Annotated in this window: 22 protein-coding genes; 8 read left to right on the forward strand and 14 right to left on the reverse strand. The window is 69.2% G+C overall.

The window, feature by feature from the left end:
• The 3 genes from BLW84_RS12870 to BLW84_RS12880 form a co-directional block, all read right to left on the reverse strand.
• Positions 1 to 335 (reverse strand): hypothetical protein (locus BLW84_RS12870; RefSeq protein WP_218157303.1); only part of this gene is annotated, 335 nt, incomplete at its 3' end.
• A 243-nt stretch (positions 336 to 578) separates the two neighbouring features.
• Positions 579 to 1,541: a PDR/VanB family oxidoreductase gene (locus BLW84_RS12875; protein WP_093265259.1), complete on the reverse strand. Its 963-nt coding sequence runs from the start codon at positions 1,539 to 1,541 to the stop codon at positions 579 to 581.
• Between the two features lie 13 nt (positions 1,542 to 1,554).
• Positions 1,555 to 2,247, reverse strand: a complete 693-nt coding sequence (locus BLW84_RS12880; RefSeq protein WP_093265260.1) for a hypothetical protein — start codon at positions 2,245 to 2,247, stop codon at positions 1,555 to 1,557.
• Between the two features lie 133 nt (positions 2,248 to 2,380).
• On the opposite strand from BLW84_RS12880, the gene BLW84_RS12885 reads away from it, so the two are divergent.
• Positions 2,381 to 3,100, forward strand: a complete 720-nt coding sequence (locus tag BLW84_RS12885) for a GntR family transcriptional regulator (RefSeq protein WP_093265262.1) — start codon at positions 2,381 to 2,383, stop codon at positions 3,098 to 3,100.
• 22 nt (positions 3,101 to 3,122) lie between these two features.
• On the opposite strand, the gene BLW84_RS12890 is transcribed toward BLW84_RS12885, so the two are convergent.
• The gene (locus tag BLW84_RS12890) at positions 3,123 to 3,749 is read right to left on the reverse strand and encodes an MBL fold metallo-hydrolase (protein ID WP_093265263.1); all 627 of its coding nucleotides are present in this window, start codon (positions 3,747 to 3,749) and stop codon (positions 3,123 to 3,125) included.
• Positions 3,746 to 4,831: an S-(hydroxymethyl)mycothiol dehydrogenase gene (locus tag BLW84_RS12895; RefSeq protein WP_093265265.1), complete on the reverse strand. Its 1,086-nt coding sequence runs from the start codon at positions 4,829 to 4,831 to the stop codon at positions 3,746 to 3,748. Before BLW84_RS12895 ends, BLW84_RS12890 begins: the two co-directional genes overlap by 4 nt.
• Before the next feature lie 153 nt (positions 4,832 to 4,984).
• Between BLW84_RS12895 and BLW84_RS12900 the strand changes: the two genes are divergently transcribed.
• Positions 4,985 to 6,262: a helix-turn-helix transcriptional regulator gene (locus BLW84_RS12900; RefSeq protein ID WP_093265266.1), complete on the forward strand. Its 1,278-nt coding sequence runs from the start codon at positions 4,985 to 4,987 to the stop codon at positions 6,260 to 6,262.
• Between the two features lie 73 nt (positions 6,263 to 6,335).
• A complete protein-coding gene (locus BLW84_RS49875; protein WP_093265268.1) occupies positions 6,336 to 7,265 on the forward strand; it encodes an STAS domain-containing protein in 930 nt (309 codons plus the stop codon).
• A 131-nt stretch (positions 7,266 to 7,396) separates the two neighbouring features.
• On the opposite strand, the gene BLW84_RS50290 is transcribed toward BLW84_RS49875, so the two are convergent.
• Positions 7,397 to 7,678 (reverse strand): helix-turn-helix domain-containing protein, encoded by a 282-nt coding sequence (locus BLW84_RS50290; protein WP_093265269.1) that lies wholly within the window; start codon positions 7,676 to 7,678, stop codon positions 7,397 to 7,399.
• Here BLW84_RS50290 and BLW84_RS12915 point away from each other — a divergent pair.
• Positions 7,603 to 7,833, forward strand: coding sequence for a hypothetical protein (locus tag BLW84_RS12915; RefSeq protein ID WP_093265271.1), 231 nt, complete (start codon positions 7,603 to 7,605; stop codon positions 7,831 to 7,833). The genes BLW84_RS50290 and BLW84_RS12915 overlap by 76 nt on opposite strands.
• A 131-nt stretch (positions 7,834 to 7,964) precedes the next feature.
• Here the strand turns inward: BLW84_RS12915 and BLW84_RS12925 are convergent, their stop codons facing one another.
• Positions 7,965 to 8,570, reverse strand: coding sequence for a class I SAM-dependent methyltransferase (locus tag BLW84_RS12925; RefSeq protein WP_093265272.1), 606 nt, complete (start codon positions 8,568 to 8,570; stop codon positions 7,965 to 7,967).
• Between the two features lie 175 nt (positions 8,571 to 8,745).
• Between BLW84_RS12925 and BLW84_RS12930 the strand changes: the two genes are divergently transcribed.
• The 3 genes from BLW84_RS12930 (at position 8,746) to BLW84_RS12940 (ending at position 10,545) form a co-directional block, all read left to right on the forward strand.
• Positions 8,746 to 9,147, forward strand: coding sequence for a GntR family transcriptional regulator (locus BLW84_RS12930; protein WP_218157304.1), 402 nt, complete (start codon positions 8,746 to 8,748; stop codon positions 9,145 to 9,147).
• Entirely contained in the window at positions 9,144 to 9,989 is an 846-nt protein-coding gene (locus BLW84_RS12935; RefSeq protein ID WP_093265275.1) for an ABC transporter ATP-binding protein, read from the forward strand. The genes BLW84_RS12930 and BLW84_RS12935 overlap by 4 nt, the downstream gene beginning before the upstream one ends.
• Positions 9,990 to 10,200: 211 nt before the next feature.
• On the forward strand, positions 10,201 to 10,545 hold the full coding sequence (locus BLW84_RS12940) for a hypothetical protein (RefSeq protein ID WP_093265277.1): 345 nt from the start codon (positions 10,201 to 10,203) through the stop codon (positions 10,543 to 10,545).
• Positions 10,546 to 10,842: 297 nt separating this feature from the next.
• Here BLW84_RS12940 and BLW84_RS47410 read toward each other — a convergent pair whose 3' ends face one another.
• Positions 10,843 to 11,016, reverse strand: coding sequence for a hypothetical protein (locus tag BLW84_RS47410; protein WP_177226433.1), 174 nt, complete (start codon positions 11,014 to 11,016; stop codon positions 10,843 to 10,845).
• An 8-nt stretch (positions 11,017 to 11,024) separates the two neighbouring features.
• Here BLW84_RS47410 and BLW84_RS47415 point away from each other — a divergent pair, with 8 nt between their 5' ends.
• Complete coding sequence (locus BLW84_RS47415; RefSeq protein ID WP_177226434.1) at positions 11,025 to 11,744, forward strand: IclR family transcriptional regulator; 720 nt, start codon at positions 11,025 to 11,027, stop codon at positions 11,742 to 11,744.
• 10 nt (positions 11,745 to 11,754) lie between these two features.
• On the opposite strand, the gene BLW84_RS12950 is transcribed toward BLW84_RS47415, so the two are convergent.
• From BLW84_RS12950 to BLW84_RS12975, 6 genes are all read right to left on the reverse strand, one after another.
• On the reverse strand, positions 11,755 to 12,243 hold the full coding sequence (locus BLW84_RS12950; RefSeq protein WP_093265280.1) for a nuclear transport factor 2 family protein: 489 nt from the start codon (positions 12,241 to 12,243) through the stop codon (positions 11,755 to 11,757).
• A complete protein-coding gene (locus BLW84_RS12955; protein ID WP_093265281.1) occupies positions 12,240 to 13,673 on the reverse strand; it encodes an FAD-dependent oxidoreductase in 1,434 nt (477 codons plus the stop codon). The genes BLW84_RS12950 and BLW84_RS12955 overlap by 4 nt, the downstream gene beginning before the upstream one ends.
• Positions 13,674 to 13,872: 199 nt before the next feature.
• A complete protein-coding gene (locus BLW84_RS12960; RefSeq protein ID WP_093265283.1) occupies positions 13,873 to 14,691 on the reverse strand; it encodes an SDR family NAD(P)-dependent oxidoreductase in 819 nt (272 codons plus the stop codon).
• Positions 14,692 to 14,726: 35 nt separating this feature from the next.
• Positions 14,727 to 15,119 (reverse strand): nuclear transport factor 2 family protein, encoded by a 393-nt coding sequence (locus BLW84_RS12965; protein ID WP_093265284.1) that lies wholly within the window; start codon positions 15,117 to 15,119, stop codon positions 14,727 to 14,729.
• Positions 15,116 to 15,901 (reverse strand): SDR family NAD(P)-dependent oxidoreductase, encoded by a 786-nt coding sequence (locus tag BLW84_RS12970; RefSeq protein WP_093265286.1) that lies wholly within the window; start codon positions 15,899 to 15,901, stop codon positions 15,116 to 15,118. The genes BLW84_RS12965 and BLW84_RS12970 overlap by 4 nt, the downstream gene beginning before the upstream one ends.
• A complete protein-coding gene (locus BLW84_RS12975; RefSeq protein WP_093265287.1) occupies positions 15,898 to 17,220 on the reverse strand; it encodes an MFS transporter in 1,323 nt (440 codons plus the stop codon). Before BLW84_RS12975 ends, BLW84_RS12970 begins: the two co-directional genes overlap by 4 nt.
• Positions 17,221 to 17,353: the final 133 nt, after the last annotated feature.

Raw genomic sequence — 17,353 nt, forward strand, 5'->3', positions numbered from 1 at the left:
GGCCGGTCCCGCAATGCCCGGTCGGCGGCCAGCAGCGCGTCCACCACGGCGTCCGCGACACCGTCGCCGGGCCGCCAGGCGACGTACTCCGACATCGCCGCCAACCCGAAGGTCCACAGCGGAGCTTGTTCGCCACCGGGATCACCGGCCAGCAAGCGGGCGCACTCCAACACCAGCGAGTCCGTCTCGGCGCTATCGGAGTTCGCGTGGACGGAGCGCCAGGAGCCGATGCGTTCGGCCAGCTTGTTGATCACGCCAGGTGCGACGCAGGGCGAGGCGGGCAGGTTCCCGCCCAACGCCAGGCAGCTCCGTACGACTCCGATCAGCCGGAGCACCTGAGCAAAACTCCTGCTCGACCAGCTATGACCGCCGCCGAACACCAACCTGGGGCGTCCGCTCCGCGCACGGAGGGCCACGCTGACCTGCTCACCGGACAGGATCGGCGACTGCGGGGAAGTGAACGGCACGGGCGCCAGGGGCAAGAGTGCGAATCTGGTGTGCGTGGCAAGAGAAGTGACCGGATGAAGGCAGCGTTCAGCGCCGTACCTGCTGTGGCGCTGAACGCTGCATGGGAAAGGTCAGAGGTCGAGCACCAGCACGCGGCCCCGTGACCGGGACACGCACGGCAGCATGATCTCGCCGCGTTCCCGCTCCTCGTCGGTCAGCACGTCGTCGCGGTGGTCCGGCTCTCCCGAGACCACCCCGACGGCGCAGGTGCCGCAGATCCCCGCCCGGCACGAGTTGTCGAGCTCGATGCCCGAGGCCTCGAGAACGTCGAGCAACGGCTCGTGCTCGGGGACCGCCAGCCGTAGGCCACTGCGCTTGAGCACCACCTCGAACGACCCGGAATCCGCGTCGGGCTGAGGAACCTCCGCCGAGAAGCGCTCGCGGTGCAGTGTCCCCGGCGGCCACGCTCCGCAGGCCTCTTCCACAGCTGACAGCATGGGCCCGGGGCCACAGCAGTAGACCACCGTTCCGTCCGCGGGCACCGCCAGGTAGCGGTCGAGATCGGGAAGGCCGAACTCGTCCTGCGGCACGACGATCAGCTCGCCTCCCGGAAGGGCGGTCAGCTCGTCGAGGAACGCCATCGAGGATCGCGTCCGCCCGCCGTAGAGCAAGGTCCACGGCCGGCCGAGCGCGGCCACCTTCGTCGCCATAGCCAGGATCGGGGTGATCCCGATTCCGCCGGCGACGAGGAAGTACCTCTCGGCGTCGGCGAGCGGGAACCGGTTGCGCGGCCCGCGGACCCGGAGCCGGTCGCCCACGCGGACGTGGTCGTGGATCCGGGCGGATCCACCGCGCCCGCGTGGTTCCCGCAGGACGGCGATCCGCCACCGGTCGGCGGTCCGCGGATCGCCGCACAGCGAATACTGCCGGATCAGCCCCGGGCCGAGATCCACGTCGATGTGCGCTCCCGGCTCCCAGGCCGGAAGGTGCTGCCCCTCGGGGTCGCGCAGGGTCAGCGCCACCACGTCATCGGCGCGGCTGTCCGTGGCCTCGACCACGACAGTGCGCCAGACGTCGATTTCCTGAGCGATCATCTCCGGCGGCCGATCAGGTGTCGCGGCCGGCCGCGACGGACTCGGGGCTGAACGTGCGCCAGGCGATGTCGCGCATGCCGCGCATGGCCCGCAGGATCTCGTCGCGGTCCTCGTCGGTGTGCACGTAGGTCGCCATCATCTGCAGGCCCAGGCCGACGTGGAACTTCTCGTCCTTCTCGATCTGCTTGTAGATCCGGGTGACCTCGTCGAGGCCGTGTCGTTCCGCGCCGCGGAAGGTCGGCTCGAAGCTTCCCGACGCCGACGTCTCCGACAGATTCCACGCCGCGACCGCGGACAGCGGGTGGCGGTCGAGGCATTCCCAGAGGAACCGGCTCCACGGCTCGGCTTCGGCGGGAACGGTCGTGGGCACCTCGCCGCCGAGGGACTCGATCGCCTTGCCGACCATGTCGTAGTGCTCGGCCTCCTGGAAGGACTGCTTGGCCAGCAACGTGATGTGCCGCCGTTCGAACTGCATCCCGTAACGCCGGATCTCCTCGTTGAGGAGGTAGACGTAGTCGATCTCGCGCCAGCAGCGGGGGATCAGCCACGAGGCCAGCCGGGCCGGGTCGGGGTCCTCGTCGTAGCTGGCGAAGAAGGCTTCGGTCGCCTGGGCCGTGGCCACCTGGACCGAGTCGAGCAACTCGTCGAGTTCGGCCCTGATCGGATCGAGGCCACTGCCGCCCCTGACGTTGCGCACGTCGACCATGTCGCCCTCCGTATTCGTGTATCCAATGTTCGTGTATCCATGGATACAATCTGAGTGCGCAGTGGTTGTCAAGACCGAGGTAGCCGAACCGGAGCCGCCCCGGCTGTCCTAGAATTTCCGGTGTGAGGACGAAATGAGCGAGGCCGCGGACACGCTGCGGGCGCCGAGCAGCTACGCCGACCAGATCGCGCACATCCTGGAACGCGAGATCCTCGACGGGCGGTACCCCCGCGGGGGACACCTGCAGCAGGACGAGATCTGCGGGCGTTTCGGGGTCAGCCGCACGCCGGCGCGCGAGGCGCTGCGCAAGCTGCAGGCGATGAACCTGGTCGAACTGGTGCCGAACCGGGGCGCCATGGTCAAGGTGCCGACCCTGCGCGAGCTCAACGACGTCTACCAGGTGCGGGCGGAGCTCGAAGGGTTCGCCGCCGAACTGGCGGCCCGTTCACGCGACCCCGAGATGCTCGCGAAGCTGGAAAAGGCGCACGAGGCGCTGGCCGAGGTCGTGCCGCTCGCCGTCGTGCAACTCGGCGACCCCGAGGAGACCGAGGCGGGCGAGCGGCTGCGCCGGTTCAACGACACCTTCCACGGCATCGTCCACGACGCCGGGGGGAACCAGCGGCTCGGCGGGATGATCCAGGACCTGCACCGCTACTTCCCGAAGGACACCGTGCGGCTTGCCGTCCGGTCGCCGGAGACCTTGCGGGCGCTCTACGTCGAGGAGCACGCGGTCGTCCTGGAGCACATCACCCGCGGACGGGCCGCGCGGGCGCGCACGGCGATGCGCGACCACATCCGCGGGTCGCAGGCGATGCTGGTGGATTACCTGCGTGGCCGGGGTTTCGGCGACTGAACCGGCCACGCGGGCCGGTCCGTCAGTAGCCGCGGGCGATCCAGTCGGCCAGGTGCGGTGCTTCGGTGCCGATGGTGGTGCCGTCGCCGTGGCCGGTGTGCACGCGGGTGTCCTCGGGCAGGGCGAACACGCGTTCCCGGATCGAGCCGATGATGGTCGGGAAGTCGGAGAACGAGCGGCCGGTGGCGCCCGGACCGCCGGAGAAGAGGGTGTCCCCGGAGAACAGGGCCTTGGCTTCGGGCAGGTGCAGGCAGATCGAACCGGGCGAATGTCCCGGCGTGTGGAGCACCTCGAGTTCCGTTCCCGCGACGGCGATCCGTTCCTCGTCGCTCGCTTGCCGGAACGACTGGCCCGGGTGGGTCATCTCCCACAGCTCGCGGTCGCCGGGGTGTAGCAGGACCGGAGCGTGCAGCTGCTCGCCCAACTGCGGGGCGACGGTGACGTGGTCGTTGTGCCCGTGCGTGCAGACGATGGCGACGACATTGCGACCGCCCACAGCCTCGATGATCGGCTTGCTGTCGTGGGCCGCGTCGATGACGACGACGTCGGTGTCGTCGCCGACGAGCCAGATGTTGTTGTCCACCTCCCAGGTCCCGCCGTCGAGTTCGAAGACGCCGGTGGTGACGACGTGGTCGATCCGCAGGTTCACAGGATCACCACCGAGCGCAGGACTTCGCCGGAGTGCATGGTGTGGAAGGCTTTCTCGACCTCGTCGAGGCCGATGCGTTCGGTCACGAACTTCTCCAGCGGCAGCCTGCCCTGCAGGTACAGGTCGATCAGCATCGGGAAGTCGCGCTCGGGCAGGCAGTCGCCGTACCACGACGACTTCAGGGCGCCGCCGCGGGCGAAGAAGTCCAGCAAAGGCATTTCCAGCCGCATGTCCGGCGTGGGCACGCCGACGAGCACGACGGTGCCGGCGAGATCACGTGCGTAGAAGGCCTGCTTCCAGGTCTCGGGGCGGCCCACCGCGTCGATCACGACGTCGGCGCCGAACCCGCCGGTCAGTTCCGCGATCGCTTCGACCGCGTCGATGTCGGAGGCGTTGATCACGTGGGTGGCGCCCAGTTCGCGGGCCCAGTCGAGTTTCTTCTCGTCCCGGTCGACCGCGATGATCGTGCCCGCGCCGGCCAAGCGGGCACCGGCGATGGCGGCGTCGCCGACACCGCCGCAGCCGATGACCGCGACCGAGTCGCCGCGGCCGACCATGCCGGTGTTGACCGCCGCGCCCAGTCCGGCCATGACCCCGCAGCCGAGCAGCCCCGCGACGGCCGGATCGGCGGCGGAGTCGACCTTGGTGCATTGCCCGGCGTGCACGAGCGTCTTGTCGGCGAACGCGCCGATCCCGAGCGCCGGGGTGAGCTCGGTGCCGTCGGTGAGCGTCATCGGCTGTTCGGCGTTGTAGGTGTCGAAGCAGTACTGCGGTCGCCCGCGTTTGCAGGCACGGCACTGGCCGCAGACCGCCCGCCAGTTCAGGATCACGAAGTCGCCCGGCCGCACGGATTCGACGCCTTCGCCGACCATTTCGACGGTGCCCGCGGCCTCGTGCCCGAGCAGGAACGGGAACTCGTCGTTGATCCCGCCCTCGCGGTAGGTCAGGTCCGTGTGGCACACGCCGCACGCCGCGATGTCGACCACGACCTCGCCGGGACCGGGGTCGGGGATCACGATATCGGTCAGCTCGACCGGGGCCTGCTTCGAACGGGCGATCACCCCGCGCACCTGCTGTGGCATGTGGGCTTTCTTCCTTGTCTGTCGGCGGAAAAGCATGCGCATCAGCGCATGCCGTTCGCGACCCTAACCGCGCGACGCCGTTGGACGACCTGGTCGAAAGGCGGGTAAAACCTCGACTTCCGGCTAGCGGACGGACAGCCTAGACTCGCTGGAATGGTCGACCCGAAGTCCCCGCGCCCGGACCGCCTGCGCGGTTTGCGAGAGGTCGTCGACGGCCCGCTGCACGGGATCGCCGGCCGGTTCTCCCGTTTCCTGTCCACCCGGTGGCCGCACAGCGCCCTCGTCATCTTCACCCGGGAATGCACGGGCCGTCCACGCAAGGTCGCGGGGGACGCCGAGATGATCAACCGCGTCACCATCGACGAACTCGACCAGCTCAAGGCCCGTGCCGACCCCGGCACCCCCGTCGCGGCGAACGCCATGATCGGCGGCGTGACGCGTGCGGTGTGGGTGGTGCTGGATCCGGTTGACACGCTGCTCGTGCTGGTGCCCCGCACGCCACGGAAGCGATTGCCGGAAGCAGACGAGCTGGCGGGGTTCTTCGGCATCGTCGCGACCTCGATCAGGCAGCAGGTAGCTCAGGCCAGCCCGGATTACCTCGCCGAATCACGGGCCGCCTCAAGCGAGCGGGCGCGCACGATCACGGAAATGGTCGCCGCGCACGAAAGCACGCTGTTGTCCATTCTGACCGCACTGCGCTCCGCCGGACTCGATGACCGGCGTGCTCGGCTCACCGCGACCGAGACGGCCTCGGCAGCGCTGGTCGCCTTGCGGTCCGCGCAAGAATCGGATCTGTCGTTGTCGGAAGAACCCGCTTCGGCCGCGTTCACCAAGCTGCGCAAGAACATCCGGCAGCTGCTGAAGCACCATGAGGTGTGCCTGGAGTTCATCGCGCCCGGCAAGACTGCGCGACCGTTGCCGGGGGAAGTCGCCTATGCGGCGCGCGCGATGACGAGGACGGTCGTGCTGGCCTTCGCCGCGCAGCCCCGGTTGGCCCGGCTGCGTATCGCGTGGAGTTGCGACGGTGGCTCGCTGCTGATCGACGTGCGTGATCAGGAAGCCGGAGAGCTGGACGTGAGCACGTTGTCGCGCGAGCTGGCAGGCCGGGCACGGACGCTGGGCGCCGCTGTCGACCTCGACGCCGTCCCGGGCTGGGGCAGCCGGGCCAACATCGCTCTCCCGCTCGACTCGCCCGCCACGCACTCCGGCGAGCCGCGACTGACCAGCCTCAACACCAGGGAGCACGAAGTCCTGCGCCTGCTCGCCCAGGGCAAGCGCAACAAAGCCATCGCCGACGAGCTCGGCGTCGCGGAAAGCACCGTCAAATTCCACGTCACCGGTGTGCTCCGCAAGCTCGACGTCGCCTCGCGGGGCGAGGCGGCCGCACTGGCCCGCAACGCCGAACGCACCCCGCCGGCACCGGCACGGTGACCGAGAATCCTCGACCGGCGACCTATGGCCCGCTCGCGTTGGCATACTCGGGGCAGTCGATCAGGAGGTGCCGATGGAGCTGGGACTGACCAACACCACGCTGCCCGGTGGAATCACCTTGATCGAGGTGACCGGTGAGCTCGACGTCTACACCGCGCCACTTCTGCGGAACCGGCTGACCGACGCCGTCAACGACGGCGAGCACCGGCTGATCGTGGATCTGACCGGGGTGGAGTTCCTGGACAGCACGGGGCTCAGCGTGCTGGTCGGCGGCCTGAAGCGGGTGCGAGCCCACGACGGCGCCCTGGTCCTGGTGTGCAGCGCCGAGCGGATCCTCAAGATCTTCCGGGTAACGGGCTTGACCAGGGTCTTCCAGATCGAGCCGGACGTGGCCTCGGCCCGGGCCCGGTGCGCCGACCGCACAGCCTCTCTCGCCCGGCCGGAACCCGACGTCGAATCCGTCGGCTGGCACTGGGTTCCCGGCCGGATCTACCTGAGCGAAGAGCAAGGCCACCGGGACGTGCAGGCCGCGGCGGAACGGGTGCTCGAAGCCTTCGGCCTGGAATTCGGCCACGCTTTCACTCCCGAGGTCGGGTCGTGGTTCGGCGAGTTCCTGATCCGATTGAAGAACTCGGGCGCGCTGCCGACCAAGGAGGAGCAGTTCCTCAAGCTCAGCAGGGCGTTGGAACTGCGCGTGCTGGACCGGCAGCAGGCCGAGGTCGACGCCGCCCAGGGAGCGGCCGTGGCGGGCCTGATCCAGTCGCTGAAAGACACCCCGCGCGCCGTCGTGCAGATCGGCTCGGTGCTGCTGGTCAAGGTGGACGAGGTGATCGTGGTGCGCAACCTGACCCAGGTCGAACTGGCGCACTGGGAACGCAACCCCGCCCTGTTCCGCGATCCCGCCGCCGCCCTGCTGGAACTCCAGCAGGCGACGTCCGACGACGCAGCCCTGCAACCGGACAAGAGCCACGAACGAACGGCATCTCCCCACCGCACAGCCTGAGCCTCGCCACCCGATCCCTTCGCGCGGCCGCCCTGCGAGCCGAGGTCGAGCGCGCACCTCCGTCACGACGAGGCGTCACCTGCCGATCTCGAAGGAGCATGACCTGGACACGGGCAAGGAGATACAGGTGTCTAGCCGGCCGTCGGCTTCCGCAGCTTTGCCGCGTGGCGCACCGGCGGCATCCCGTAGAACCTCGTGTACTCCCGCGTGAACTGGGCGGATGTCGCGTAGCCGACTTTCTGGGCTACCTGCGTCGCCGTCTGATCTCCTGCGGCCAGGAGCACTCGCGCATGCTGCAGGCGTACCTGCTTCTGAAAGGTCAGCGGGCTGAGGCCGGTTGCGGCTGGTGCTGTTCGGCGTTGCCGATAGGCCCCTGCTCTTCGAGCGCACCCTTGATGACGGCGACCCGGAATCCTGGTCGGCGCTGGCTCACGATCTCACCTCGGAGCTGGAGCCGGTGGACCGGGCGGACTACAGACGCCGGCTGGCGGCCTACTGCATCACGAGTGCGGGTTCGGACGCCCGGCAACGCTTGAGCGGCGAGCAGGGAGGAGAGCGGCGTGTCTGAAACACCGATCGACGTCACCGTCAACGGTGTGCGTTACCAACGTTCGGTACCCGCTCGCACCTCCTTGGCGGACTTCGTGCGCGACTCCCTGGGACTCACCGGCACCCATCTGGGTTCGGTTGGTCCGGCGCTCATCGTCCGCGGAGGAGGGCCACGAGGAAGCTCGAGTCGTCGGCGAACGGACGCAGGTCCCAAGTGGACAGCAGCAGGTCGGGTTCGAGTTCTGCTGCCGCCGCGTCCTCGAAGAAGTCGGTGAACTCGTAGCCGCGGCCGGCGCCGAAGCCGATCGCGACCCGGCCGCCCGGCGCGAGGTGCGCACGGAGCCGTTTCAGCACAGCACCGCGCGTGGTCGGTGCGAGGAAGGTCATCACGTTCCCGGCGCAGACGATCGCGTCGAACGGTTCGGTGATGCCCCGGTTGGGAAGGTCGAGTTCGGCCAGGTCGCCAACCATCCAGAGCGGCCCCGGGTGGTCTTGCTCGGCGGCCTCGATCAGGACCGGGTCGACGTCGACGCCGACGACGTCGTGGCCGGCTTCGGCCAGCAGGCCGCCGACTCGGCCGGGGCCGCAGCCGGCGTCGAGGATGCGGGCGTGGCGCGGCACCATGGCGTCCACGAGGCGGGCTTCCCCGGCGAGGTCGTCGCCGGCGCGAGCCATGGAACGGAAGCGTTCGATGTACCAGGTGGAGTGCTCGGGGTCGGCGGTGACCTTCTGCATCCACATGCTCTGCTCAACCATGCCTGCATTCTCCCGGAGCCCAGTGGGTGCCCAGCGATCGCCGTCCGGATGACCGCTTCCCGCACGACGCCCTATTCGGGTGATGTCGCCCGCTCGTGGACGTTGCGGCGACAGCATTGAGCCGGCTCTCCCCGGTCACACGCTCGGGAAAGCCGCGGCGCTTATGCTGAACGGTATGATCGAGTTCCGGATCGACCGTCGCTCCGGGGTCTCCACGTACGTCCAGATCATCCAGCAGGTCAAACAGGCCATGCGGCTGGGCCTGCTGGGCCCTGGCGACCGGCTGCCCACCGCGCGTGAGGTGGTGGAGGCGACGGCGGTCAATCCGAACACGGTGCTCAAGGCCTACCGCGAACTGGAGCGAGACGGCCTGGTCGAGGCGCGGCGCGGGGTCGGCACCTTCGTGACGCGTTCGCTGGCGAGCGACCAAACCGCCGCCGAGGCCCCGCTGCGGCGCGAACTGGCAGACTGGATGAGCCGCGCCAAGAGCGGCGGCCTCGTGATCGACGAGGTCGACGCGCTGTACGCGGCCGTCCGCGATGAGCACTTTCACCCCGAAGGACCCCACGCATCATGAGCGCGCTGAGCACCATTGGACTGTCCAAGAACTACGGCGGCCGCCGGGCGCTCCAGGACTGCGCGGTCGATTTGCCCGAGGGCAAGGTGGTCGGGCTGGTCGGTTCGAACGGCGCAGGCAAGAGCACGTTCCTCGCGCTGGCCGCCGGGCTGGTGCGGCCCTCGGCCGGGACGGTCCGGGTGTTCGGGGACGAGGTGCGCGGCCGTTTGCACCCGGAGGCGGCGTATCTGCCGCAGCATCGCCCGCTGTACAAGGACTTCACCGTCGGGGAGATGATCCGGGCGGCCGGTGCCATGAACCAGCGGTGGTCGCGCGACCGCGTGGAGGAAGCGCTGGAGGCCACCGAACTGGACTGCGACGCCCGCGTCAGCTCGTTGTCCCAGGGAACGCGCACGCAGCTCGCGCTCGCGCTCAGCCTGGGACGGCTGCCGAAGCTGCTGCTGCTCGACGAGCCGCTGGCGGACCTCGACGTGCTGGCCCGCGAGGACGTCCTCCGGCTGGTGATGACGGACGTCGCCGATCGCGGGATGACGGTCGTGCTGTCCTCGCATCTGCTGGCGGACCTGCGGGACGTCTGCGATCACCTCTTGCTGCTGCACGAGGGGCGTGTACTGCTGGAGGGCGACATCGAGGAGATCCTCGATGAGCACAGCGACATCGTCGGCCCCGTCGACGACGGAACCTCGATCACCGGCACGGTGATCCGCACGAGCCGGGCCGGGCGGCAGCAGCGCATGCTGGTCCGGGCCCCTGGCTCGCTCGCGCCCGGCTGGGAGGCGCAGCCGCCCGATCTCGAAGGGCTCGTGACGAACTACCTCCGCGCCAGTCGCGAAACCGCCTGACACCGTTCCGAAGCTCCGTCGTCCCGAGATACCGGGTCGGCGGAGTTTTTTTGTGCTCTCAGGCCGAATCGTGCGCCCGCGGCGGGCCGTCGTCGGTGCGATGCAGATCAACTTTCTCGCGATCCGGTGCGTGGTGACCGGGCGTGGACCGTGCTAGCCTTGTGTCATTCCACTAGATAACTAGTGGAGTAGTTTTGTGGAGGTAGGGATCATGAACAAGACCGGGATCATCGCCGGACTGCTGGCTGCGGCGGCGCTCGTCGGATTCGGCGGTGCTGCGTCTGCTGCGCCCGCGGCGGACACTCCTGAGCTGCAGATTCACTCGGCTGGCTACCCGCTGGAGTACCGCGTGCTCAACGTCAACGGCGACGGTTTCTCGTCCACCATGGAGCCGAACTCGGTGCGCGACCTGGAAGCCGAGGGCTTCACGACCGTCGAGTTCTTCGTGAACGGCAAGCCGGTGATCGGCTACGCCCCGCTGGAGGCGGACCACACGCTGGTCTGCAACGCGGGTGGCACCGACGCGGCGCCGTCGGTCACCTGCGCCTTCGGCTGACGCGCGGGCCGGCGGCCGCGTCACCGCCGACCGCGGGATGAGGTTTCGCGGCGGAGCGCGGCCGGCCGGCCGAATGTCCGTCCACAATGGCCGACTCTCGTCGGCCGGTGTCGGATTGGGTGCCGGTCCTGCCTAGGGCCGGCACCCAGACGCGCCGTTCTCGGCGTCAATTTCCGATCGGCCGGCCAGGCCGATCGTTGGAGACCGTCGACGCGACGAGCATGATCGCCGTCGCCACGGCAGCCGCGACCGCATCCACGGCGACCGCACCCCATCGAGCGATCTTCACCGGGGCAGCTACGCGGCGCCGAGCGCATGGTGCAGTGCCTCGGCAACGTCGGTATCGACGCTCGCCACCAGGTAGTCCAGGATGGCGGCGAGTTCGTCTTCCAGCGTGTCTTCGGTGGCTGAGCTGGTCTTCGCGTGGTTGTCGCCGGTTGGATAGGATTGCGTGGGAAGTGCGATCGGCAAGGCGGCGGATGAGCGTGGAAGACAACCGAGGATCCTCGGTTTCGGGGGCCCAGACTCTCGACAGGGGAATCCGGGTCCTGTGGCACCTCGCCCGACGGCCGGATGGCGAGACGCTGACCGAAATGGCGCGCTCGTTGAGGCTCAACCGCAATGCGCTGCACCGGATGCTGGAGGCGCTTGCCGCGCACAACCTGGTCCGGCGGACCGAGGACAAGCGGTACCACCTGGCCTACGGTCTCGTGGAGTTGGCGTCCGCGGTGGACAGTGATCTGCGCGGCTTGGCCTACCCGATCATGGCGGGGCTCGCCGACGCCGTCGATGCGACGGCGCACCTGATGGTGCCGGTCAGCGATGCCGAGGTACAAGCGGTGCTGGTGGTCGAGCCGAGGCTTGCCGCGGCGCACATCGCCTTCCGGACAGGTCAGCGCCACTCGATAGACCGTGGCTCAGGCGGTATTGCGATCTTGGCGGGCCGCCCATCCCGCGATGACGACCCGGCCGAGGTGGTGGCGGCCCGCGAGCAGGGCTACGCCGTTTCCACCGGTCACGTGATCCCAGGAGTCATCGGGGTTTCGGTGCCGGTGGAAACACCGCCGACGATGTCGGAGGTCAGCATCGGTGTGTCGCTGGTCGATCCCGCTGCGATCGAGCAGGTGGCGCCGCGGGTGGTGGAGGCAGCCCGCGAGGTGAGCGCGCAGCTGTTCGCCTCACGCTCGCGGGTGCGCTGACGCTGCAGAATCACTGCCGGTAGACCGGATCAGTGCCGTCCCTCCTGGAGCGGACCCAGCCGGGGTTGAGGCTGTCGGTGATGGTTTGTGTGCGGAACTCGTCGAAGACGACGACCCGGTCGGCGATGCGCCACTGGCCGCTGCGCCGTTCGAACCGGTCTACGTAGCGGCATCGGATGGTGGCCAGTTCCTGCTCGGTCGTGCCGTCGACCGGAGCCTGTCTGAGGTAGCAGAGGCAGTACGACTCGACCTCGGCCGAGTCGTCGCCGGTGAAGTCGATGAGCACGTTGCTGATGAAGTGCTGGGACGAGTCGATCGTGGTGTGCCGCCGCCGGATGTCCTCGATCAGTCCGCTCACCGGCCCGTGGTAGCCGCCGTGGTCGTCGATGGCATCGGGGAAGTAGCAGTCCCGGATGCCGTCGTAGTCGAGCCGGTCCACCGCCCTCGCGTAGCGGTAGAGCACCTGCTCGATGGCGACCCGATCGTCCGATGTGGTCATGCGGCGCTCCCTGCGTCGTTGAGCCGTTGTGCTGCTTCCTGCCCGGCGAGCCGACCGAGCACTAGGGCGTGGGCCACGGAATTCCCGCCGCCCACGTAGCGTTCCCCGAGGATTCCCCCGGCCGCCTCGCCTGCCGCGTACAACCCCGGAACGACGCGGCCGCCGGTGTCGAGCACGCGGGCGCGGCTGTCGATGCGCAGGCCGGTGTGCGTGCACACCAGCTCCGCAGGGAGCATCCGGACCGCGTAGAACGGACCGGTTTCCACCGGTGGCAGCCGGGGGTCGACCTGCTTGGCGGCCAACGACTCGTGCCGGAGGAAGTCCTCGTCGTAGCCCCGTTCGAACAGCGCGTTGAACCGCTCGACGCTCCGGATGAGGTTGGCGGCCGGCACGCCGATCCGCTCGGCGAGCTCGGGCAGCGTGTCGGCGCGCCGGACGACGCCTTTGCCGACCTCTTCGAGGACCCGGTCCGCGGCCCAGTCGGCGTAACCGGGCGGTAGCCCGGTGCGGGCCGCTTCGTCGAAGACCGCCCAGACGAATCCGCCGTGGTCCTTGAGGATTCCGGGACTGACCGCATACGGGGCGTCCTCGTCCATGCACCGGTGGCCGTCGGCGTTGACGTGGATCCGGGACGCCGGCGGGAAACCGCTCTGCCAGTGGTGGAACCGCTGGAACTCGGCGGTGACCAGCAGCAGACCCCAGCCGTGTCCGAACAGCGACAGGTCGTGCCGCTCGGCCAGCGCGATGTGATCGCCCCGGCTGCCGGGGGCGGCGACGACGAACAGGCTGTCGCCGGCGATGCCGGCGTCCGGGAAGTACTCCCGCACCAGTTCGGGGTTCTGCGCCAGCCCACCGCAGGCCACGACGACGGAAGGCGCGGTGACCTCCGCGCCGTCGACGACCACCCCGCGCACCGCCGGCCCGTCGCGGAGCAGGTCGGTGGCGCGGCTGCCGAGCGCAAGATCGACCTTGAGCCGTCGGCGGGCGCGGTCCAGGGCCTGGACGAGCCCGTACCCCTGGTCCTTCGGCACGTGGCCGCGCCAGACGTCCTCGACGCCGGCGCGGGTCAACCCGGGCATGTGCGCGTTGCGGGACAGCTGGGCGGGGATCTCGACGCCGAGGTCGAGCAGCCAATCGATGAGCGTGCCCGACTGCTCGCAGAACATCCGCGTCGGGCCGGGCAGCACGCGCCACTGGTTGAGGTCCATGTAGTGCTGGAACATGCGTTCCGGCGAGTCCTCGACGCCCAGCGCCCGCTGCACGCCGGTGGCCGCGGCGGTCAGCATCCCGGCGGAGAGCTGCGTCGACCCGCCGATCTCGGCCTCGGATTCCAGCACCAGCACCCGCAGCCCGTGCTGCGCCGCCGATACCGCCGCCGCCAGCCCGGCGCCCCCGGCACCGATGACGACGAGGTCGTAGTCGTAACCCATGGATCTACCTCAGCGCCTGTCTTTGATCTTGGTTGTGATCTTCTGTTTTGATGCGCCGCAGGCGCATAGCCCACCCTCGGCGCTTGCACCGCCGCGGGTTCACGGTGCCCACCCCTCCGGGGTTCTCCCGGCGAGGACGGCCCAGCCGCCGTGCATTGGCTTGCACCGCCACGCAAAACGAGTTCGAAGACAGGCCCTCTCAGATGTGTTGGGAGCCGCCGTCGACCGGGATCACCGCGCCGGTGATGTACCGCGCGCTGTCGGACAGCAGGAAGTACAGGGCACCGAAGACCTCGATGGGCGCGCCGACCCGGTGCAGCGGCACGGTGCTGAGCGCGCGGTCGAGCGCCGCCGGGTCCTCCCGCACCCACCGCGTCATCTCGGTGTCGACGAAGCCGGGCGCGATCGCGTTGACCCGGATGTTGTCCGAGCCCAGTTCCACGGCCATGCAGCTGGTCAGGTGCCGCACGGCGGCCTTGGACGAGTTGTAGGCCGCGCGGGTGGCGCGCACCCGGACTCCGGCCACCGAGGCCATGTTGACGATCGCGCCGCCGCCGTGTTCGCGCATGTGCCTGGCGGCGGTCTGCGCGCCGTAGACGACGCCGTTGACGTTGACCTGGTAGGTGGAGGTGAGCTGCTCCGGAGGGATCTCGGTGAACTCGGCCTGCGGGAAGATCCCTGCGTTGTTGACCCAGAAGTCGACTCGACCGAACTCGTCGAGCCCGGCGCGCAGCAGGCCGTCGTGACCGGCGGGGTCGGTGACGTCGGCGCGGTGGCCGACGACCCGCCCGCCGTCGGTGATCTGCCCGTTGACCTGCTTGGCGACCTCGGGCGCGCCGGTGAGGTCACCGGCCACCACGTTGATGCCGCGCCGCGCGAGCTCGGTGGCGAAGACCGCGCCCATGCCGCGACCGGCACCGGTCACGACGGCGACCTTGCCGACGAGTTCGGGGTAGCTCGCGGAGATGGGGCTGTCGTCCGCGCGCGTCGGGTTGGCCTGGTCGTTCGGTGCCGTCATGGGGGATTCTCCAAGTGTTCGCAGGAAGAGGCGATTCAGTCGCGGGTGACTACCCGCTCGGCGATCCGCCAGAGCCCGCCGTGGCGGACGAAGCTGTCGTCGATGGTGGTGACCCGGTCGATGGCCACCGCGCCGGAGCTCGTGGTCCGCACGATGAGCAGGTTGGCCTTGACGTGGCACTCGTCCGCGCTGATCTCGCGGTCGATGCAGACGTTGGTGACGACGTGGTGGGCTCGGGGGTTGTTCGCGGCGAAGGCGGCGGCGAACTCGGTGAGCGCTTCCCGTCCGCGGACGGGCTCGGGATAGGTGGGGGAGCGGAACACGCCATCGGGGGTGAAGGTCTCGGCCCACTGCCGGGCCGCCCCGCCGTCGATGGCGTGGGCCTGTTTTCCCAGCAGGTTCAGGATTTCGAGCAGTGTGCCGGTCATGAGGCGCCCTCGGCGAGGGCGGTGGTGATGCGGTGGTAGGTGCCGCCGGACACCAGGCCGCCGTCGACGACGAGCTCGGTGCCGTTGATGTAGGACGCCTCGTCGGAGAGCAGGAAGGCGACCGCCTCGGCGATCTCCTCGGGCGCGGCCACCCGGCCGGCGGGCACGGATCGGAGGCTTTCGTCGACGAACCGGTGGTCACCGGAATGCAGCAGGGGAGTGTCGACCAGCCCCGGGTGGACGGAGTTCACCCGGACGCCCTTGGTCGCGAATTCCAGGGAGCCCACTTTGGACAGTCCACGCACGCCCCACTTGCTCGCCCCGTAGGAGGCGGAGAAGTAGCCGACCATCCCGGCGATCGAGGACACGTTGACCACCGACGCGCCCCCGGCTCGCGCCAGCGGGCCGGAGAGGAACTTCATGCCGAAGAAGACGCTGGACAGGTTGATGTCCATGACCCGGCGCCAGTCGTCGACCGACGTCTCGGCGATGCCCTTCCGGAAGCTCACACCGGCGTTGTTCACCAGGCCGTGCAACGGCTTCCCGTCGAGCGCCGTCGCGAGTCCTCGCCACGCGTCGGGGTCGGCTACGTCGAGGTGGTGAGCCCGGCCGGTGCCGCCCGCCGCGGTGATTTCGTCGGCGACGGCGCGGGCGGCAGCCAGATCGATGTCGGCGACCAGCACATCGGCGCCTTCCCGGGCGAGGCCGAGCGCCTCCGCCCGGCCCATGCCGCTTCCGGCGCCGGTCACCACGATCCGGCGATCGCGAAACCTGGCTGTCATAGTGCGAGTTCCCTTCCCTTGGTCTCCTTGAGGAAGAAGGAGGTGACGAGGCTGATCAGGGCGCAGGCGACGAAGTACCCGGCCGGGGCGAGCTTGTTGCCGGTCGAACTCACCAGCAGCGTCGCGAGGAACGGCGCGGTGCCGCCGAGCAGCATGTTGGTCACGTTGTTGCCCAACGCGATTCCGCTGTACCGGAAGCGGGCCCGCAGCATCTCGGCGTACGTGGCGAACGAGACGCCGTTGACCACCGAGACGCAGATGAACAGCACGGCCGGGCCCAGGATCGCCAGCGGCGCTGGGCCGTCGGCCATCAGCATGAACATCGGCACCCCGAGCAGCGCCCCGGCCGCGGAACCGGCGATGAACACCGGTTTGCGCCCGATCCGGTCACCGAGGTAGCCCGAGATCGGCAGGGTGATCACGCCCAGGACCATCGCGATGCAGGTCGCGGCGAAGGCGAACTGCGGTGAGCGCTGCCCGGCGGTCTGCAGGTAGGTCGCGGCGTAGACCGAGGCGATGTAGTAGCCGCCGGTGATCACCGCGCCGAGCAGGATGATGGTGAGGACTTGCCGCCACGCGGTCGAAAGCACCGCGAACAGCGGGACCTTCACGACCTCGCTCTGCTCCTGGACGTCCGCGAACTGCTCGGTCTCATCCAGCGAGTTGCGGATCCACAGCCCGACCACGCCGATGACCAGGCTCAGCAGGAACGGGATTCGCCAGCCCCAGGCCGCGATCTGCTCGGCCGACAGCCCCGTGGTCAGCACGAGCGCCATCAGGGATGCGCACAGCGATCCGATGTAGGTGCCGGAGTTGACCATCGATGTCTGGAAGGCGCGCCACTTGGGCGGGGCGTGCTCGGAGACGAACGAGTTGGCGCCGCCGAGCTCACCGCCGGCGGCGAAACCCTGCAAGCAGCGTGAGAGCGTCAGCAGCGCGGTCGCCCAGACGCCGAGCGTGGCGTAGGTGGGCAGCAGCCCCATCAGCGCGGTGGCCACCGCCATCAGCAGGATCGTCCAGGTCAGCGCCTTCTTGCGGCCGTACTTGTCGCCGATGTGGCCGAAGAAGATCCCGCCCGGCACGCGGAGGAAGAACGCCACGGCGAACGCGGCGAAGGTGCCGAGCAGCGCCGCGGTCGGATCGTCCTGGACGAAGAAGTGGGCGCTGACCATGGTCGCCATGTAGCCGTAGATGCCGAAGTCGTAGTACTCGACGACGGTGCCCAGGATGGCGGCGCGGATGACTTTGGCGTGCGACTGCGCGGGTCGCGCGCCCGCTTGGTCGGCGGCTGTGACGCTGTCGGTGGTGGAATTCGCCATTGAATGTCCTTCGGTGCGGCCCTCGTCCGGGACGAATGAGCACGGTATGCTCAAATAGTGAGCATTATGCTCACTAAATGGGAGTATATGGATCCGTCCCGTTGCTTGGCAACGGTCAACGGGGCACAACAGT

This window comes from Saccharopolyspora shandongensis (assembly GCF_900106995.1).
Taxonomy (GTDB): Bacteria; Actinomycetota; Actinomycetes; order Mycobacteriales; family Pseudonocardiaceae; genus Saccharopolyspora; species Saccharopolyspora shandongensis.

What these genes read in the sequence shown, in the direction of transcription:
- BLW84_RS12975 (WP_093265287.1), bottom strand. Translation starts at nt 17,220, where the DNA reads ATGGCGAATTCCACCACCGACAGCGTCACAGCCGCCGACCAAGCGGGC.
- BLW84_RS12900 (WP_093265266.1), top strand. Translation starts at nt 4,985, where the DNA reads ATGGTCGACCCGAAGTCCCCGCGCCCGGACCGCCTGCGCGGTTTGCGA.
- BLW84_RS12880 (WP_093265260.1), bottom strand. Translation starts at nt 2,247, where the DNA reads ATGGTCGACGTGCGCAACGTCAGGGGCGGCAGTGGCCTCGATCCGATC.
- BLW84_RS49875 (WP_093265268.1), top strand. Translation starts at nt 6,336, where the DNA reads ATGGAGCTGGGACTGACCAACACCACGCTGCCCGGTGGAATCACCTTG.
- BLW84_RS12935 (WP_093265275.1), top strand. Translation starts at nt 9,144, where the DNA reads ATGAGCGCGCTGAGCACCATTGGACTGTCCAAGAACTACGGCGGCCGC.
- BLW84_RS12875 (WP_093265259.1), bottom strand. Translation starts at nt 1,541, where the DNA reads ATGATCGCTCAGGAAATCGACGTCTGGCGCACTGTCGTGGTCGAGGCC.
- BLW84_RS12930 (WP_218157304.1), top strand. Translation starts at nt 8,746, where the DNA reads ATGATCGAGTTCCGGATCGACCGTCGCTCCGGGGTCTCCACGTACGTC.
- BLW84_RS12895 (WP_093265265.1), bottom strand. Translation starts at nt 4,831, where the DNA reads ATGCCACAGCAGGTGCGCGGGGTGATCGCCCGTTCGAAGCAGGCCCCG.
- BLW84_RS12955 (WP_093265281.1), bottom strand. Translation starts at nt 13,673, where the DNA reads ATGGGTTACGACTACGACCTCGTCGTCATCGGTGCCGGGGGCGCCGGG.
- BLW84_RS12925 (WP_093265272.1), bottom strand. Translation starts at nt 8,570, where the DNA reads ATGGTTGAGCAGAGCATGTGGATGCAGAAGGTCACCGCCGACCCCGAG.
- BLW84_RS12950 (WP_093265280.1), bottom strand. Translation starts at nt 12,243, where the DNA reads ATGACCACATCGGACGATCGGGTCGCCATCGAGCAGGTGCTCTACCGC.
- BLW84_RS12940 (WP_093265277.1), top strand. Translation starts at nt 10,201, where the DNA reads ATGAACAAGACCGGGATCATCGCCGGACTGCTGGCTGCGGCGGCGCTC.
- BLW84_RS12885 (WP_093265262.1), top strand. Translation starts at nt 2,381, where the DNA reads ATGAGCGAGGCCGCGGACACGCTGCGGGCGCCGAGCAGCTACGCCGAC.
- BLW84_RS12970 (WP_093265286.1), bottom strand. Translation starts at nt 15,901, where the DNA reads ATGACAGCCAGGTTTCGCGATCGCCGGATCGTGGTGACCGGCGCCGGA.
- BLW84_RS47415 (WP_177226434.1), top strand. Translation starts at nt 11,025, where the DNA reads ATGAGCGTGGAAGACAACCGAGGATCCTCGGTTTCGGGGGCCCAGACT.
- BLW84_RS12960 (WP_093265283.1), bottom strand. Translation starts at nt 14,691, where the DNA reads ATGACGGCACCGAACGACCAGGCCAACCCGACGCGCGCGGACGACAGC.
- BLW84_RS12965 (WP_093265284.1), bottom strand. Translation starts at nt 15,119, where the DNA reads ATGACCGGCACACTGCTCGAAATCCTGAACCTGCTGGGAAAACAGGCC.